At 62.8% G+C, this 17,716-nt stretch carries 14 protein-coding genes; 3 read left to right on the top strand and 11 right to left on the bottom strand.

Translation table 11 applies throughout. The features are described 5' to 3' along the window. The 3 genes from Q7T64_RS01590 to recC all read right to left on the bottom strand — a co-directional run. A partial coding sequence (locus Q7T64_RS01590) for an AAA family ATPase (RefSeq protein WP_304790051.1) occupies positions 1-1,737 on the bottom strand: 1,737 nt, incomplete at its 3' end. Then, positions 1,734-5,453, bottom strand: coding sequence for an exodeoxyribonuclease V subunit beta (recB, locus tag Q7T64_RS01585; protein WP_304790047.1), 3,720 nt, complete (start codon positions 5,451-5,453; stop codon positions 1,734-1,736). The genes recB and Q7T64_RS01590, both read right to left, overlap by 4 nt. Then, entirely contained in the window at positions 5,450-8,908 is a 3,459-nt protein-coding gene (recC, locus tag Q7T64_RS01580; RefSeq protein ID WP_304790044.1) for an exodeoxyribonuclease V subunit gamma, read from the bottom strand. The genes recB and recC overlap by 4 nt, the downstream gene beginning before the upstream one ends. A 430-nt stretch (positions 8,909-9,338) precedes the next feature. Here recC and infA point away from each other — a divergent pair, with 430 nt between their 5' ends. Then, positions 9,339-9,599 (top strand): translation initiation factor IF-1, encoded by a 261-nt coding sequence (infA, locus tag Q7T64_RS01575; RefSeq protein ID WP_304790040.1) that lies wholly within the window; start codon positions 9,339-9,341, stop codon positions 9,597-9,599. A gap of 254 nt (positions 9,600-9,853) precedes the next feature. Here the strand turns inward: infA and Q7T64_RS01570 are convergent, their stop codons facing one another. Both Q7T64_RS01570 and Q7T64_RS01565 read right to left on the bottom strand, forming a co-directional pair. Further along, positions 9,854-10,126, bottom strand: coding sequence for a hypothetical protein (locus Q7T64_RS01570; RefSeq protein WP_304790037.1), 273 nt, complete (start codon positions 10,124-10,126; stop codon positions 9,854-9,856). A 142-nt stretch (positions 10,127-10,268) separates the two neighbouring features. Then, entirely contained in the window at positions 10,269-10,484 is a 216-nt protein-coding gene (locus Q7T64_RS01565; protein WP_304790034.1) for a hypothetical protein, read from the bottom strand. Positions 10,485-10,901: 417 nt separating this feature from the next. Here Q7T64_RS01565 and Q7T64_RS01560 point away from each other — a divergent pair, with 417 nt between their 5' ends. Continuing rightward, positions 10,902-11,102: a hypothetical protein gene (locus Q7T64_RS01560; RefSeq protein WP_304790031.1), complete on the top strand. Its 201-nt coding sequence runs from the start codon at positions 10,902-10,904 to the stop codon at positions 11,100-11,102. Between the two features lie 69 nt (positions 11,103-11,171). Here Q7T64_RS01560 and Q7T64_RS01555 read toward each other — a convergent pair whose 3' ends face one another. The 6 genes from Q7T64_RS01555 to Q7T64_RS01530 all read right to left on the bottom strand — a co-directional run bounded on the left by Q7T64_RS01555 (position 11,172) and on the right by Q7T64_RS01530 (position 16,733). Continuing rightward, positions 11,172-11,828: an alpha/beta fold hydrolase gene (locus tag Q7T64_RS01555; protein ID WP_304790027.1), complete on the bottom strand. Its 657-nt coding sequence runs from the start codon at positions 11,826-11,828 to the stop codon at positions 11,172-11,174. Positions 11,829-11,915: 87 nt separating this feature from the next. Continuing rightward, positions 11,916-12,521 (bottom strand): amino acid synthesis family protein, encoded by a 606-nt coding sequence (locus tag Q7T64_RS01550; protein ID WP_304790024.1) that lies wholly within the window; start codon positions 12,519-12,521, stop codon positions 11,916-11,918. A gap of 156 nt (positions 12,522-12,677) precedes the next feature. Continuing rightward, positions 12,678-13,874 (bottom strand): amidohydrolase family protein, encoded by a 1,197-nt coding sequence (locus tag Q7T64_RS01545; RefSeq protein WP_304790021.1) that lies wholly within the window; start codon positions 13,872-13,874, stop codon positions 12,678-12,680. Between the two features lie 11 nt (positions 13,875-13,885). Then, a complete protein-coding gene (locus Q7T64_RS01540) occupies positions 13,886-15,355 on the bottom strand; it encodes a 4-hydroxyphenylacetate 3-hydroxylase family protein (protein ID WP_304790017.1) in 1,470 nt (489 codons plus the stop codon). A 139-nt stretch (positions 15,356-15,494) separates the two neighbouring features. After that, entirely contained in the window at positions 15,495-15,998 is a 504-nt protein-coding gene (locus Q7T64_RS01535) for a flavin reductase family protein (RefSeq protein WP_304790014.1), read from the bottom strand. Positions 15,999-16,112: 114 nt separating this feature from the next. Further along, a complete protein-coding gene (locus tag Q7T64_RS01530; protein ID WP_304790011.1) occupies positions 16,113-16,733 on the bottom strand; it encodes a MarR family winged helix-turn-helix transcriptional regulator in 621 nt (206 codons plus the stop codon). Positions 16,734-16,905: 172 nt separating this feature from the next. On the opposite strand from Q7T64_RS01530, the gene Q7T64_RS01525 reads away from it, so the two are divergent. Next, positions 16,906-17,457, top strand: a complete 552-nt coding sequence (locus Q7T64_RS01525) for a YaeQ family protein (RefSeq protein WP_304790008.1) — start codon at positions 16,906-16,908, stop codon at positions 17,455-17,457. The last annotated feature ends 259 nt before the right edge of the window (positions 17,458-17,716 follow it).

Raw genomic sequence — 17,716 nt, 5'->3', positions numbered from 1 at the left:
GACGCCGCGCCCGGTATTGCGGATGGCGCACAGCACGCGGAACTGGTCGAATGCGGCCAGCACCGCCTGCGGATCCTGCTCGGCCACCTGCACGACGCGGGTGTAAGGCAGGAAGCTTTCCACCGCCAGCGCCATTGCGGCCGGCGGCAGTTCGTCGCCGTCGTCGGCAATCCAGTCGATGTGCGGGAACTGCTGTTGTTGCAGCCAGGCCAGCGTGTCTGCCGCTGCGCCGGCCACCACCAGCGCGGCCAGTTGGCCGATGGCGGAATCCTTGCCGAAGCGATAGTTGCGGGTCAGCCAGACGACGGCATCCGTGACGCCTTGCCCGCGGGCTGGCGCCGATGGCTGCAGCAGCGCCGGCGCAATGCCGGTCAGTTTGGCGACGTCCTGCCGGACATCCGCACCCAGCGTCGGGTTGGCGCTCAGGTCGGAAAATACCGACCCGGCTTCGACTGCCGCCAATTGATCCATGTCGCCCAGCAAAATGATGCGGGCGCGCTGCGGCACGGCGTCGAACAGCCTGGCGGCCAGCGCCAGGTCCAGCATCGACGCTTCATCGACTACCACCACGTCAACCGGCAAGGGCCGCTGGGCATCGTGCCGGAAAACGCCGGGCGATGGCGTCACGCCCAGCAATCGGTGGACAGTGAATGACTGCTGCGGAAAGCGCGCCACCAGTTCCGCAGGGATCGATGCGGCGCGCGCATTGAGCGCGGCCAGCATGCGGGCGGCAGCCCGGCCGGTGGGCGCGGCCAGCGCCACGCGGCAGCCCGGGTTGTCGGCCACCAGGCAGGCCAGGATATTGGCCACGGTGGTGGTCTTGCCGGTACCGGGGCCGCCGCTGATGATGGTGATGGGCCGCAGCAGGGCCAGCGCGGCGGCGATCTTTTGCCAGTCGGGCTGGCCGTCGTCATGGTCGGTGGCGCCGCGGGCAAACAGGCGGCCGAGCAATTCGCGGGTCGGGGCAGAGGGCAAGCCTGGCGACCAGTCGGCTTGCCGCACGCGGCGCGCCAGTGACTTTTCGAAGCCGAAATACTTGTGCAGGTACAGCCGGTCGGATGCATCGAGGATCAGCGGAAAGGCGCCCGGCTGCTGCGCTGTGCCGACCACGCCGCTGGTCAGCAAGAGGCTGCGCCAGGCGGCGATGTCGGGTACCGGCGCCGTCTGGCCGGCGTGGTGGAGGGCGTCGCCCTGCGGCTGTTGCGACGGCTCGTTGAACAAGTCTTGCTGCCCGCTTTGCTGCTGCTCGCTGAACAGGTCCTGTTGCCCGCCTTGCGGCGGCTCGGCTTGCCGTGCCGATTGCCGGTCCTGCGGCTGATCCGCAGGAAAATCATCGTGATGATCATGTTCACCAAGCGGCTGCCCGTCGTCCTCGTCGGGCTGGCCCAGGTATTGTTCCAGATACCGGTCCAGGTCCTGGTCTGCGACCAGGTCATCGGGCGTTTCTTGCTGGCTCTCCGCTGCGATTTCGCCGTGCTGGTCCGCTGGCGCAGCGCCCTGCCCTGCACCCTGCAGCTCGCCTTGTTCCTCCTGCACGATGTCGGCCAGCAGTACACACACATGCCCGCTGCTAGTGGCCCGGCTGACGTGCCAGGCGGCCCGATAAATGCGCCGGGCAGCATCTTTTGCCAGTGGCTCTGCGCGTGCTTCGGCTTGATCCTTCGCCCACGCCGTCACGCGGGATGCGAAGCTGCGCGCCAGCAGCACGTCATGGTCCGGCATCTCCATCATGCTCATGCGGCCTCGCGTTCAGGGTCGTGGCCAATCATCCGGTCGAAGGCCTGGATGCATGCGGCGTCGGGGCGGTCGAAGTAGATGCCGGGCCTGTCGGCGCCGCTACCTGCTTGCTGCCAGGCTGGCCGCATGCCGCGCACGAACAGGTAGTACACGCCGCCAAAATGCTGTTCATACGAATAGCCCGGCAAGCGCAAGCGCAGGTAGCGGTTCAGCGCGACGGTGTAAATCAGGACCTGCAGGTAATAGCCGTGCTCGGCCATGGCGTCGCGCAGGCGCTCCTGCCGATAGTCTTCAGGCTGGACGCCCAGGTGATTGGATTTCCAGTCCAGCAGGTAGTACTTGCCGTCATGCTCGAACACAAGGTCGATGAATCCCTTCAGGAATCCATCCAGGTTGGCAAAGCCCAGCGGCGGCATTCCATAACCCGCATTGCGCAGCAGCGTGTTGAGCGCATTGGCGCGCAGGTCAATGGACGGGAAGCTGAATTCCATTTCGACCAGGCGCTTGTGCCGGGCAATCTGCGACAGGTGCAGGCCGTTGCCAAGGTCGGCGCCCAGTACGTCGGCCAGCACGTTTTGCAGCATGGCTTGCTGGCGCGCGACGCTGATCTTGTCGCCCGGCTGCGGAAAGCTGTCCAGTGCATGGGCGGCGGCTGCGGGCCAGCCGGCTGGGTCGGTGAAGTCAGCCAGCTCGAAAGCGGCGTGCAGGCAGACGCCGGCGGCGGTGCCGCGCGGGAACAATAAGAAATCGTCTGGTGCGATTTCGCCGGCAGGCTGCGGCGCGGGGCGCTGTTCGCCGGTGCTGCTGCTGGCTGCGGCGTAAGCGTCGTGGTCCGCAGCCTGCGATTCACCCAGGCCGCGCGACAGGCCGGAGAAGCTGCTCATGCGCCAGTCGTCTTTGAGGCGCACGTTCGATGCACGGGCATTGAGGTCGGCATCAGGCAACGCGACCCGCGCGGTGCAATGGCGATCCAGCTCGCCCAGTTCGCGCAGCAGCACGGAGGGTGCGCCGGCCGCATATTGCTCCCACGCTTCCCGGATCGTTTGCGGCGAACGCTTCTCGCCATGCCAGGCGTCGACCGAGATGCCGGCGCCGGCGGCCAGCCAGTTGAGCATGCTGCTGCAACTAGCCGAGGTGCTGAGATTGTTAAACTTTTTTACCGTATACGGCCCGGCAACCAGCGTGCAGCGGTGCGAGGCGCGGGTCAGTGCGACGTAATAGAGCCGCAGCAGCTCGGCATTGTTTTCGTTGCGCATGGCAATTTTTGCGGCCGCGAGGGATTGCTCGTCGGTCCGGAAATCGATCACCAGTTCGCCGTTCTTGTCATGGTATTCGCGGCCTTCAGCGACCTTGCTGGGTACACCTGAGGCTTCCCACAGGTAGGGACAAAATACGATCGGGTACTCCAGGCCCTTGGATTTGTGGATCGTCAGGATTTGCACCAGGTCGCGGTCGGACTCCAGCCGCAATTGGCCGGCTTCGTCCTTGCCGGCATCGCGCCGCTGCGCCTGCAACCAGCGCAGTGCGGATTCGGGCGTGGCCGATTGCTGCTGTTGCTGTTGCAGCATTTCGCCCAGGTGACGCAGGTTGGTCATGCGCCGTTCGCCGTCCGGGCGGCGCAGCATGCGGCGGCTGACGCCTTCGTTTTCCAGGAACTGGCGGAACATGAATCCCAGTCCCTGCGAAAACCAGGTGTCGCGGTAGCTGGCGAAGCGTTCCATATAGCCCATCAATGCCGCCTCGCTGGCGGCGATCCGGTTGATGCTGGCGGCGTTGCAGCCCATCAGCGGCGTGGCCAGCGCGGCCAGCACCAGACCCTGGCGGCTGGGCTCCATGATGGCGCGCAGGACGGTGTCGACGTCGGCGGCGTCGCTGCTCTGGAAGACGCTCTGCTGCGATATTTCGATGCTGGCCACGCCGCGCTGCGCGAGCGCGTCGCGCATCCAGGCGGCCTGCACATGCGAGCGCACCAGCACGGCAATGTCGCCGGGCGCCAGTGCCCGCCCATCGAGCTCGATGTGGCCGGCGGCACCGCCCAGCACCAGGCGCGCAATTTCACTGGCGGTGGCGGCAGCCGCCCAGTCGCGGGCGGCCCGGTTTGTCAGCACCTGCCCATCCTGATGCGGCAGCATCCATACCTGCAAGTCCGCAGCGGGGCTGGTGGCGTCGCGCAAGGTCATGCGTTTTTTCTGGCCGAATTGCACCGGGTAGTAATCCAGCCCGGGCAGCATGAAGGCTTGCGGATTGGTGCCAAACAGTTTGTTGAGCGCGGCAATCAGGCCGGCCGACGAGCGCTGGTTGCTGGCCAGCGTGGTGGTGGACTGCACCACCTTCCTGGCTTGCAGATAGGTGTGCAAGTCGGCATTGCGAAAACTGTAGATCGCCTGCTTGGGGTCGCCCACCAGGAATAGCGGTGCATCGTCGCTGTGGTAGATGCGGCTGAAGATGTCGAACTGCAGCGGGTCGGTGTCCTGGAATTCATCGATCAGCGCGACCGGATAACGCGCGCGCAGCGAATCGGCCAGCCAGGGTGTCTTGCCATCGGACAGCGCGCTGTGCAGATTCTGCAACTGGTCGTCAAAGGACAGCAGGCGATGCTCGCGCTTGCCCTCGCGCAGGGCCTTGCTGCCTTCGGCCAGCATGGTGCGCAGCAGTTGCATGCGCTGCAATTGCAGGGCCTCGCTGGCGTCGGCGAGCAATGCCGGCAATTCATTGACCAGGGCGTCGATGTGCGTGAAAAACGGATGCTCGGGTGGTTTCAGGCCGACCCGGGTGGCCTTTGCCAGCCGGACGGTCGTGATCCATCCCATGCCTGTGCCGCATTTTGCGGGCGTGCCAGCGGCGAAGTACCTGGCGCAGTCCTCGAACGTACGCTTGAGCCTTTCGGCGTTGAGGTCAGCCTTCAGGTTGGCGTTATTGAGCAGATCGCGGATGTCGCTTGCATGCTCGGTCCAGCATTGCGTGGCTGCCGAAAAAATGGCGTCGATGCGCGCCCGCGTGGCGACCAGGTCGATCTCTCTTTCTGCGGGCCATTCGATACGGGCCTTGGGTTTGCCGACATGCCGCTTGAGCAGCTTCTGGAATTTTTCGGCGCTGTCCTTGGACTCGATCAGCAACCTGGCGAATTCCTCGCCCAGCGCGCCCTGGCTGATATGGCGGCGCCAGAAGTCGTTCACGGCCTGGCCCACTTGCGGGTCGTCGTCCTGCGTCAGCTCGGTGGTGAAGGGCATGCCGGCGGCGAACGGCGACTCCGCCAGCGCGCGCTGGCAAAAGCCGTTGATGGTGTAGATGGCGGCCTGGTCGAAGGACTGCAGCGCCACATCCAGCCGCGCCGCCATGTCGTCCATCGCTAGCCCAAACGCGGCCAGCGACTGCGCCAGCTCGGCCAGGAAGCTGTCGTCACTGTCGCCGTCATGCTGCAGGCAATCGAGCATGTCGACGATGCGGGTGCGGATGCGCTCGCGCAATTCGGCCGTCGCCGCCTTGGTGAAGGTCACCACCAGGATCTGCTCAACCTCCAGCGACTTTTCCAGCAGCAGGCGCAGGTACAGGCCGGTAATGTTCCAGGTCTTGCCGGTGCCGGCGGAGGCTTCGATCAGGGTGCGCGCATCCAGCGCGCAGCCAAGCAGGTCGAACTGGCTGAAGGGACTGGACGGGGCCGCCATATCCGCGCCACGATCGTCACGACCATCCGGTAGATCGATCAACGCGCTCATGACTCTTCCCCCTCGACGTGACGCTTCATGGTGCCGAGCACGGTCTGGGTCAGTGCGTCGAATTCAGCGTTGAGGGGATCGGGGTCGCCGCGCAAGGCAAGCTGGTAGGCGGGGTCCTTTTCCTCGCCGGGGAACATGCCGCTAGCCCATTTGCTGCGCGCCGCCGCGGGATTTTTTTTCTTGATCGCTTCCCACGCTGACTTGGGAAAGAAATGCAGCGGCGCCTGCAGCCCGCGCCGGTAGAGCGACAACAATTGATGCAGGATGAGCGCCGGGTCCTTGACCGGCCTGAAGGCAAAGCCCTCGTCGCGCGACAGCCATTCTGTGCGCGGCGTCACGCCAGTGCAGCTGCACAGGAACAAGTGCGAGATCCATGCCGTCAGGTAGTCGGCAACGGTGGCGTTGGCATAGCGATAGCGCACCAGGCCGTTTTCACGCACGTCGGCCAGTGCCCCTTCGAATACCCATTCCTCGCCATCGATCTCCAGCTGCAGCGTGTTGGAGACCGGCGGCTGCACCGGCCCGCGCATTTTCGCCTGCAGCGCGCTGGCGAAGCTCGCCATCGATTCCAGCTCCGACGCCATCAGCAAGGCGCCTATCTGGCCGGACGGATATTCCAGCCCTGCGTCGGCGAGTTGCCGGATTTCTCCTGCGCTCGCGCCGCCCAGCATGCGCGGCAGCAGGCGCTGCGCCAGCTTGATCGGCGCCAGGGTATCGGGCAGGAAACGCTCTTCATCGTCGATGCTTTCGGTCTCGCCGGCCAACAGCAAACCCAGGCGCCGATGCAACAGGTATTTGCTGGGGTTCTTGAAAAACTCGATCAGTTGCTCCGGTGTTACGCGCCGCCATTCCTGATCTGGTGGTGGCAGGCTTTGCTCGAAAAATGCCGGCAGCAATTCGACAGCTTGCTCTTCTTCTTGTTCTTGTTGCTCGTCGCTGATGTCGTCCGTTGGCGCTGCCGCATTGGCAGTGACGGTCTCATCGGCGGCATCGGCTTCCATACGTCCGGCCATGCCCACCGGCGCAGAACTCTCCCCCTGCGCCTGGCTGGCGCGCCGCTCTTTCAATGCGTCGCAGTATTCGGCATGGAAGCTGAACAGGCGCGGATCGGACTGGCCGTCGAAGTAGGATTCGGAAAACGGTTGCAGCGGATGTTCCAGCACCAGCGCCGCGCGCGCGGCGGCGCGGCTCTCGCGGCTGGCCGGATCGGCAGCGGTGGCGTGCGCCAGGTAGTCGAGCAAGTCCGACACCAGCACCGATGGCGGCAGCGGCGCATTGTCGCGCACGCTGCGGCCGGTGTAGCTGATGTACAGCGCACTCCTGGCTGCCAGCAGCAGGTCGAGGAAAAGATTGCGTTCTTCCTGTCGCTTGTCGCGGTCGCCCGGCTGGGGCGCAAAGGCCATCAGGTCAAATTCGGCATGCCGGCTGGCGGTGGGAAAAGCACCATCGCTCATGCCCACCATGCAGACCATGTCATACGGAATATTGCGCAAGCTGGGCAGCGCGCAAAAGGTGACGCCGCCAGTCGGTGCGCCGCCCCGGGTCGGCTCGTCGAGCGCAGCCTTGAGCGCAGCACGGATCACGGAAAACGGTACGGCGCCGACACCGGCGGTGCTCATCTCGGCGCCCAGCGCGGCAATCGCAGCGCGTGTGGCGGCCAGCTCGCCGAGTTGCCCGGGGCCGATGTCGATGAACTGGTCCACAAGTTCCAGCAGCGTGCTGCGCCAGGCTTGCGGGTTGGCCGGCTCGGCAAGCCGCGCCTCCATTTTGGCCAGGTTGCGCAGGAACCAGTCGAGGCGGGCCAATATGCGGCTGTCCTCGCCTTCCACGTTGCACGGCGCCAGCAAGCCGGAAAAGGCCTGGTCGACGGCGCCCGGCAGCGCATAGCCAAGCATCAGGCGGGCGATGCCGTCGCGGAAGGTGTGGCGGTCGGATTGCGGCGCATTGAACCGTGCGCGCTGCTCGCCATTGAGCCCCCAATGCGTGTGCGTCTGCGGCAACCAGCCGACGATGACATCGACATCCGACGGCGTGATGCCAAAGCGTGCGCCGACCAGCGGGTTTTGCAGCAGTGCGACCACGCTGCTTGCGGGGTAGCGCGAGCCGGCAATCGCAATCAGTTCGAGCAGCGCCACCGCGACCGCGTTGGCGCTGCTGGCAGGCAGGCCGGTGATGCGGTACGGTATGCGGCGGTTGCCGCTGGCGTTGCCAAACACGGCGTCGATCAGTGGCGCGGCCTGTTCCAGGTCCGGCACCACGACCAGTACTTGCGACGGGCCTGGTGCGGCGGGGCCATTGAAGCGATCCAGCAAGCGGTCTTGCAGCACTTCGAGTTCACGCGCCAGCGTATGACAGGCATGGAACTCGATGCTGCCGTCGGCGATCATGGCGGCCGCGGCGGCGGGCGACATGCCTTGCAGCTCGTCCATGTCGTGCAATTCGCGCAGGTCCAGCACGGCGGCCTGCATCTGGGCCAGCAGGGTCGCTGCTTGCGGCATCACAAAAACCGGCAGGTCGTCGCCGGCTGCGACTGCGGCATCCTGGAACAGCAATTCGAAATAGGCCCGGCTTTGCTTGCCCCACATCGCCAGCAGCCGGTTGCCGACTTCCAGGTGCTGCTCCTGCCCCTTGGCGGCCAGGTGCTTCAGGCGCTTCGGATCGACGATATCGAACCAGTATTGCTGGCACGGATTGACCAGATAAAGATGGATGTCGATGTGGGCCGATAACTGCTCCAGCATGCGCAGGTAGATCGGCGGAATCGCCGGCAGGCCGAATACATGCACTTGCGGTGCAATGCCCCTGGCGGCCAGCCCTGCACTGTCGATCGCCCGGACCTGCTCCAGGAAATCGACGAACGGATGGCGTTGCGGCAGCGCCATGTCGGCTGCGATGCGCTGCCACAGCGCCATCTGCCAGCGCTGGTCCTGGGCGGCGTCGCTGCCGCCGTCGCCTATGCCGACCTTGCGCCCGGCCATCCACGACTCCATCCATTCCGGGCGATAGGTCATGTACTTGTCGAACAGGGCAGCGACCTGCTGGCAGAGTTCGTAGCGCATGGCCGGATCGGCGTTCGCCAGCCAGGCCGCCAGGCGCGGATGGGCGCTGACCAGGGCGGTGTCTTCCAGCGCAGCGTAGAGGCGCCAGCCCAGCGACTGCGCCGCCAGCGGCGACTGCTCGCCAACCGGCGTCAGGCGCGCCACTTCAGCCCATAGCCACTGCGCCAGGAAAGAAAAACGCACATTGGCGCAAATGCCCATGTGCTGCGCAATGTGGTTCTGCAACAGAGTGCGCATGGCGACGCTGGGCACGATAAGTTGCCAGGGCGCGAAGGGATTGGCGCTGGCGGCCGGATTGGCGGCTGGAATGGCGTTGGAGTGCGGGCCTGCTTGCAGGCTGCCGGTCAGCACGGCCAGCAGCGCTTCGGTGCGATTGGAACTGACTATCTTCAGCATACGTTCATCGCTTGTCGTCCATCGCCGCTTGGCTTGCTGTCACCGCGTGTGCCTGCAAAAATTTTCCATATTGTAGATGAGGCTGCCGGCCGCGCGGAGCCGGGCCGCGCAAGCCTTGCGGTTTCTCCACGCGCTGCGCGCCAGCGAGTATAATGCCGGGTTAATGCAAGTTCGCGCAGCCTGCGCTGCGACCAATTCATGCCCGTACACAACGGACTGGACACTGCGCTTCTGATCTCGCCGGCTGGTGCAATTGCCGGCATTCCACGACTTGCCCTATCTGCCGGACAGCGGCGCTCTGCGGAGCCCGTCTCCATTCAGCAATTGCTGCGATTGCTGCACTGTCCATCCCGTTCCGAAAAGGCCGGAACGCAATGATCGGCACGTCCGGACCCTTGGTCCGCATGGTGCCTTAACCTGGAAATACTGAATGTCAAAAGAAGATCTGTTGGAAATGGGTGGCACCGTCACCGAAGTACTGCCTGACTCGCGCTTTCGCGTCAGCCTGGAAAATGGCCACATCCTGATCGCTTACACCGCCGGAAAAATGCGTCGTCACAATATCCGCATCCTGGCTGGCGATCGCGTGTCGCTCGAACTGTCCCCTTACGACCTGACCAAGGGGCGGATCACTTTCCGTCATCTGGACAAGCAAGCACCGTCGGGCGCTCCGCGCCGCCGCCGTTTCTGACCTGCCCCCACCGGGCGCAGCGCGACGCCCCGCTGGCGCGCTGACACGCCCGCTGTTGCGCTGACGTCATGCCGTGCGCTGAGTGTCGTTGATGCGCTGATGTGCGATTGACGCGCTGACGCACGCAAGGCCAGCCGATGCGCAGCCGGCCAGTACCGACTGCGCAGGGAAACTGTCTGTACTCCCTGCCTGGCTACCCACCAAAAGAAAAAGCTCGCCTGGGCGAGCTTGATCCACACTGCACCATCCCCTTGCTACTGGAACGTGGCGCTTAACAGGCGCAACGGTGTACCTGGCACGCCGGCTTGCGCCATGCGGCGGGCAACGCCCAGGATTTTGCCCTGCATCAACTTGAAGATTTCCTCTGGCTTGGCAGCAACGGAGCGCCCCTGTGCCAACATTTCCAGCACCTCATTGGAAATGAAGCAATCGCGTATGCCCAGGCTGCTGGGGTTGTTGTAGCGGTACTCGGTACGGACCTGAAAGCTGATGCCGTCTTCAGTCACGCGGGCGGGGGACAAGGTCATGCGGGCCTCCTCATTAGAGAGAAATGGCCGAAGGAAACAAACAGGAATGGCTCGGTGCGAGCTAGACGGGAACGAGTCGTTCGGCGGGTGGGAATACTGCCTTCCCACTATAACGGCATTCAATGGTGGCAGGCTTCATTTTTTAGCCCGCCACACCGAACCGGTCTACTGCTGGCGCTTTTTTTCTTCTTTTTTTACTTTTTTGGCTTCTTTCTTTTCTTTCACAGTCTTGGCTGGTTCTTTTTTGGTCGCCTTTTTTGCGTCCTGGCTTTTGCTCATGATCGGCCTCGATAAATGGTTTGGTTTGGAATACTGCTGCACGCCCTGCAGCGGCAACAGAACCGGTCAACTTTACCATGACGTGGCGGCAGACGCGGCACGTTGATGGGCCGATCGCCGGAGTGATCGACAGCGTGATCGATACGCGGGTTTTGTGCGCCCTTTGCTGTGGCTGGCCGCACGCCGGGCACCGGGCGCGTCCAGCGGGCTGGCAGGCCCGGCCGGCACGGTGACAAAAAAACAGTTGAATCATCCATAATCCGGTGATACTGTACATACATACAGTACTCAGGAGAATCTGATGGAAATCGTACCCGGCATTCTGGTTGTGTTTGGCCCCCTGCTGATCATGGGCATCGCCCTGCTCGGTGAAGCATTCATTGCCCGCCTGCGTTGAAATGAGCGGCCGGGGTGATCCGGCACCGATCCGGCATGGACTAGCTACCCGCGATTCATCTATGCTGGAGGTTTCACCCCCTCTTCAACGGCAACGACAATGGCAAAGAAAGAAAAACTCGACGAGGAAACCCTTGCACTGATCAACTGGTGCATTGAAGTTGAAGGCTTCCTCGTTGCTGGCGGCGTCACGATGGCCGAGGCGCAAGACCATATCGAAGATCAGATCGAATGGTTTACCGACCAATACTACGATGGCCTGACCCCGGAACAGGCTGCGAAGGCGGCATTGCGGCACTGAGTTTGCGCCGGGCAGGTCTGGCTGTCAGCGCGACGTTTCACACCAGGCTTGCAGTGCGGCATAGACCAGTTACGGCTTTTCCAGCGTGCTCAGATGCCCGCATTCCGGGATCACTACCAGCCGGCTGCCCGCAATCTCGCGCGCCATTTCCTCGGCATGTTCCAGCGGCGTGATGCTATCTGCATCGCCAACCAGGACCAGCGTCGGGCACTTGATGCTGGCCAGTCCCGGCCGTGCATCGGGGCGGGTGCCGATTGCCTGTTGCTGGTTGAGGTAGCCGAGGGTGCCGACTTCTTCCGTCATGGTGCGATGGATCGCACGCAACTGGTCGTCCGTCTGCCGTGACGGATGGACATTTTTTGCATAGTGCAAGGGCGGTATTTCGGCGGTGCGTCCGGCCTTGGCAATGGCGACCCGCTGTTCACGGACCAGTGTCTCCTGGTCGGAAGTGGGCCGTGCGCTCGACGACAGGATGGCAAAGCTATGAACCCGATCGGCGCAGCGGCGCAGGATTTCCAGGCCAATGAATCCCCCCATCGAATGACCGACGATCGCAAAGCGCGGCGGCGCATTTTCCAGGATCGCAGTGGCAAGCGCTTCCACGCTGTCCGCGCTGCGGTGGTCGCACACCATCACCGGACCATAGCGCCACAGCACAGGTATCTGGTGCTGGTACATGCGGGCGGAACAGTTCAGGCCGCCGATCAACAGGATAGGTATGCTCATTGCGGTTCTTTCATCTATTTAGTGTGAGTTCAAATGCACCGGAGGCACTGGACTGATGGCAAGCGCACGCAGCAAGCTGCGCCTGCCTCAACGCAGGCCGTCCTGGCATTGCGCGTCGTGTTCCGACAGGCCGCCGAGCCGGGCGTGCAAGCGGCCGCGGGTGGCAGTGGCAAACAGCACCAGGATTTCATCCGGCGCCGGGCCGTCGGGGAAAGCGACAGTCACCGTGTCGTAGTGCGACCGCACATACAAGGCATGCCGGTGCGCCAAAGGAATGTCAATCGACGTCCCCGGGCCGCCGCGCTTGCCGGTAGACGCGACCCAGGCTTTTCCGCCGCCCAGGATGTCGCGCAGCGGATCCATGAAGGTGGCGGTGACGAAGGCGTTGCCGTGCTCATACTCGCCTGCCATGCCGACCAGGCAAGCCTTGCCGAAACTGGCTGGCTCCACGTTGTCGAGCGCGGCCTTGGTGCGGCGGCCGAATTCGCCGGCCAGCGCCGCCGAATTGCGGACCACATCGTCCAGCGATGCCGTGAATTTTCCGTTGGCGTACGGGTTGTGGATCAGCGCGCCGATCACGGCCTTGACCACCGGTTCGCCGTCGGCGGGCTTGCCGCTTTCGGTCAGCAGGGTTTCCTCGCGGTAGGTGTACCAGCGACGAATCTGGAAAAAGTCGATCGATGCTGCGCTCATGACGTGTCCTCTTTGTTCTTGATGTGGCCGTGCTTGCGTGCTGGTGTGCCAGGCACAGCGCCGGCGTTTATTTAATGATCCTGGATGTTTACGCAAAAAGCCGGCAGCGCATCGGCATGAATCGCCGATCCACCGCCGGCTCTTGAGGCTGCATGCTCAATGGCCTTGTCCACTGAAGTCATACGGCACATTGTTTTGCGCCACCCGGATCGTCTTCATCGGTGCCGGCGTATTGCGGCTGCGACCGACAAAGCGCGGCACGCCGTCCGTGATGACGGCCGCGACGGCGGCGATGTCGCCATTGGCAAGGGCCGACAGCGCATCGTTCTTCGATCCGCCGACGCAGGCGTCGAGGATGACGACGTCGGCATCCTTGCCCACCGCGATGAAGCCGGAATTGCGCTTGTAGGTGCGGGCGTTGTTGCCCGTGGCCGCGGCAATCGCCACTTCCGGCGCCATATTGCCCAGGCTGGCCAGATGGGTGATGGTGTACATCATCCCCAGCGGCATGATGCCCGAGCCGGTCGGCGTGTCGGTGGCTATCAGGAAGCGGTCGAACTGGTCGGCCTGGCGCACCAGGTCAGCCAGCAGCAGCGTGGTGCGCAGGTTGCCGGCGGTACAGACTTGCAGCGCCATCGACGATTCATTCACCAGGCGCGGATAGTCCTCGTCCGGCATGGCGACCGGGCCGCCGTTGGTGTGGAACGAGACATCCGGCTGCATCCGGATCAGGTGGTCGGCCCAGATGCCCGATGAGCCGGGAATCGACGAGCCACCGGTATGCACCAGCGTGGTCATGCCATGCTTTTTTGCCGAGGCGATCATCGGCGCATAGTCGTACGGACTCTTGACGTTACCGAAGCCGGCCTTGGCCAGCCACACGCCCTGTGCGGCGATCTCGGCAAAGTCGCTCTCGACCAGGCCCGGTTCGAGGATCACGGCACCAGCCCAGACGCGCATGCCGCCGGGACGATAGTTCTCGAAGCATTTCATCGCAGCCACGGCCAGCGCCTTGACGCCTTGCGGGTCCTTGGGGCGGCCAGGCACATGGACTTCGGATGCGCTGATCGCCGTGGTGACGCCGCCATGCACATAACTTTCGAGGAAGCCGACCGTTTTCTGGCGCGGCGTGTAGTCACCGAAAGTATTGTGCACTTGTGAATCGATCAGGCCGGGAATCGCAATCGCCCCGTCGGCGTCGATCACGACATCGCAAGATTTGAGGTCGGCGTCGGAAACCTCGCCGACCGCCGTGATCTTGCCGTCTTCCATCAGGATGGCCGTGCCCGCAACGAAGGGCTCGCGCCACTCGCCAGACACGATGCGGCCGAGATTGACAATCGCTGTGCGCATGGCGGACTCCCTCAGGCTGCTTTTTGCGGCGGCAGGCGCAGGGCGACAGCGTCGTCAACCAGTGCCATCGAACGATCCCAGTCGCAGGTGCGGAAGCTATGGCCGCAAGTCACGAACTGGGCGCCGGCGTAGAACATTTCATACTGCAAGTGGCGCGACGCATACTCGCTGCCCAGCACATCCCACGCCAGTTTCAGGAAGCGCACACGGTCATCGGCCGGCATTGCGCGCGAGATCTGGGTCTTGCGGATGATCGCGCGCAGTTCCGGATTTTCCATGTCCTGCTCCGACGACGGCAGCATGATCAGCGAGCCGCCCGCCAGTTCACGGATGGCGGAAACAAACTGCGGATAGAGCTCCTGCGTGACGACCTGCGCCGAGTAGATCAGGTTGCGGTTCGGTATGTAATAGCCGTTGTGCATGGTGCCGGCCGCCTCCAGGCCGTACATCATTGCTTCGACCATGCCGACCTTGGACGCCAGGTAGCCCAGTTTTTCCTGGATCACCGGCATGCCGACGGTGCCGATGGTTTCCGTGATGCGGCGGGCAACGCCCAGCAGGAAACGCAACTTCACCGTCAAGCGCATCTGCGCCTGGTAGTTCTGCATGATGTGGCCGGGCGTGTCGTGGAACTGGGCGCGGCAAGCGTCGGAATCCTTGTAGGTAAACACACGCTCCCAGGGCACCTTCACGTCGTCGAAATAAATCAGCGCGTCGTTTTCGTCGAGTTGCGAGCTCAGCGGATTGTCGAATTCGGACACCGCGTGCTGCTCATACGATTTGCGCGACAGGACCTTCAGGCCCTTGCTGCCCATCTCGATGGCGCAACTGAAGGCCAGATGTTCTTCACCCTTCTTCAGCGGCTGCAGGTTGGCCACGAAAACTTCATTGGCCATAATCGAGCTGGTGCCCAGCATCTTGGCGCCGCGGATGGTGATGCCTTCGTGGTCCTCATCGACAATCGCCGCCACCAGGTCGGTGCCTTCCTGGTCGCCCCAGTCCTTGGAGCGGTCGGCTTGCGGGTTGATGATCACGTAGGTCAGGAAAAGATCCTTGTCGGTCGCATAGCGCATGTAGTCGCGGAATGCGCCGGCCCGTTTCGGGTCGTGCTTCTCGAACACTTCCATGCCCATCGACTGTCCCAGCAAGGCCGATGCCACGTGGTCGGGCGAACGGCCCATGAAGCCATGGTGCTCGCCGGCCCAGGTCACCAGTGCCTCGCGGCGCAATACCATTTCCTGGTAATTGCGCGGCGCCTGCCAGGCGCGATTGACGCGATGCCCGGTTGGCGTCTCGAACGTCATCAGTTCCTGGTTTTCCTTGCGGGCCTGGAAATCATAGAGTGCCGCCGCGCTCTTGACCGAATTGCGAAAGGCCGGATGTTGCGCAACGTCGCCAGCAGCCGCGCCGTTGATATAGACCGTGCGGCCGTCGCGCAGCGATGCCAGATGGGCGTTGCCGTCCTTGATGGGATGTGTCATTTACTGTCTCCTGGGAACATGTGCATGCGCAATGCATGCGTCTGATGAATGAGATTGCGCCTGCCGTGTCCGACCACGCCCGGCCTCTGCGGCGAGCCGCCGCAGATACAAAGGGACGGGCTATGGCGGTCGGTCACGACTAGGCCGCTTGCAGGTCTTTGATGCCTGAACCGATCTCGTGATAATTGCTTCTGAAATAAATAAGGGGGTCGTCGCCCGACGCCCGCAGCCCGACCACTTCGCCCACGAAAATGCCGTGGTCGCCGCCGTCATAGCACTGGTACATCTTGCAATCGAACACGGCCAGGCAAGAACGCAGGATCACACCACCGTGCTGGCCGGGAATGGCGTCGAGCTCGCGCCACTTTTCTTCGCCGGCACGCGCAAAACGGGCCGACAAGTCTTTCTGGTCACGGGCAAGCAGGTTGATGGTGAAGCCGCCAGACTTCGCGAAACTTTGATACGAGTGCAGGGATTTTGCCGCGCTGAACAAGACCAGCGGCGGCGCCATCGACACCGACGAAAACGAGTTGATCGTGATGCCGATGCGCTCGTTGCCGTCCGTCGTGGTGGCGACCGCAATGCCAGTCGGAAACAAACCGAGCGCATCGCGCAGGTCACGGGAAGAAAAGTCGTGGGTCACTCGGAAGCCTCCAGCATCGGGAAAGGATGAATGCTTCGAACATTACCTAACCTACGAAGGTATTGCAAGCCCTTTTTTTATCCGGCCCCAACAAATCGCAAAACGCCAGGCCGCTCAGGTTTTGCCGGCGCCGGCCAGATCGTGCATGGCGAGGTAGGATTGCAATGCCAGGGCCTTGTCGGAACTGTCGATCAGTCTTTCGATCAGGCCGAACAATACGTTGAATTCGCTTTTGCTCAGGCAACCGAACTGGATGTCGTTGACCTGGCGTTGGGTCGGCGCAAGTTCCGACAACAGCGCATGCCCCATCGCGGTCACCTTGACCGACAGCCGGCGCCGGTCGCCGGGATCGACTTCCTTGGTGACCAGCCCGCGCTTGATCAGTTTGCCGATCATGGTGGTGGCAAATGCGCCGCTCAGGTGCAGATGCTCGGCAAGTTGCTTGACGCTGACATCGCCCTCGACTTCCAGGTGACGCACGGAAATCAGGAAGGTGTATTCGATGCCGGTCAGGCCGATGCGGGCACCATGGCCGGCACGCATGGATTCATGCCGGGACGCCAGCGCGAACATGTTGTGGACCAGCTGGCGGAATTTTGCGTCCGATCCTTCTGTCAGCAATTCCGGCCGCGATACCGTCAGCGGCGCCGGCTGTCGCGTGTTGATGCCGCTGACCGGCAAGGGCGACTCGGTGCTGCTGACGGATGGTGTGGATGGTGTGTTCAACGGCTGCATGTTGATTGGTGATGTATTGGCTCCCATGCCGCATTAAATCATATTCCCCGACGTTTCAGCCGCTGAAACAAGGCGCTTGCCTGCGGGATACCGGTAGCCGTGCTGCCGTATGGGTATACTCCCGCCTTCTGCGCCGATGAACGGCGCACCCACCCAGACTCCGGCATTCCCCATGGCTATCAAAGCAACCATTTACAAAGCCAACTTGCAGATCGCCGACATGGATCGCGGCTATTACGCCGACCATTCGCTGACGATTGCCCGCCATCCGTCCGAAACCGATGAACGCATGATGATGCGTGTGCTCGCCTTTGCGCTCAACGCCAATGACACGCTGGTATTCGGCAAGGGCTTGAGCGATGACGACGAGCCCGACCTGTGGCAGAAGGACCTGACCGGCTCGATCGAGAAATGGATCGAGGTCGGCCTGCCCGACGACAAGCGCCTGTTGAAAGCCTGCGGGCGCTCGGACCAGGTGCTGGCGTATTGCTACAACAGCACCAGCGATATCTGGTGGAAGCAGATTGCCGGCAAGGTGGAGCGGGCACGCAATTTGTGCGTGATGCAGGTGCCGGCGGAGGCGGCGGCGCAGATGGCGGCGCTGGCGCAGAGGACGATGCATTTGCAATTTACGGTGCAGGATGGGCAGGTTTGGTTGGGGGATGGGGAGCGGGTCGTGCAGACGGAGTTGATTATGAGGAAGGAGTTTGCGGCGCGGCGGTGAGATATAGCCGTTGAGTGGCTGGCTATGGTGTTTTTTGGATATTTTCTTCGGTTTTTTTAATCGTGTTTTATCTCTATTGTTATTAAGCGGGGTGTGCGCCCCCGCTTAACCACAAAGATAATAAAAACATATTACAAATAACGAAGCAAATAGCCCAAAAACACCACACAACACACCCAATTTCAAACCAAGCGCCAAACACCCATCCCAACCGGCAAAAAAACTCACAACCCCCGCCCCCCCTCCACCACCAAGAACC

It is taken from the genome of Lacisediminimonas sp. (assembly GCF_030645335.1).
GTDB lineage: Bacteria > Pseudomonadota > Gammaproteobacteria > Burkholderiales > Burkholderiaceae_D > Lacisediminimonas.
The sequence above is the reverse complement of the archived record's forward strand: the minus strand, read 5'-3'. Positions and strand labels throughout refer to the sequence as shown.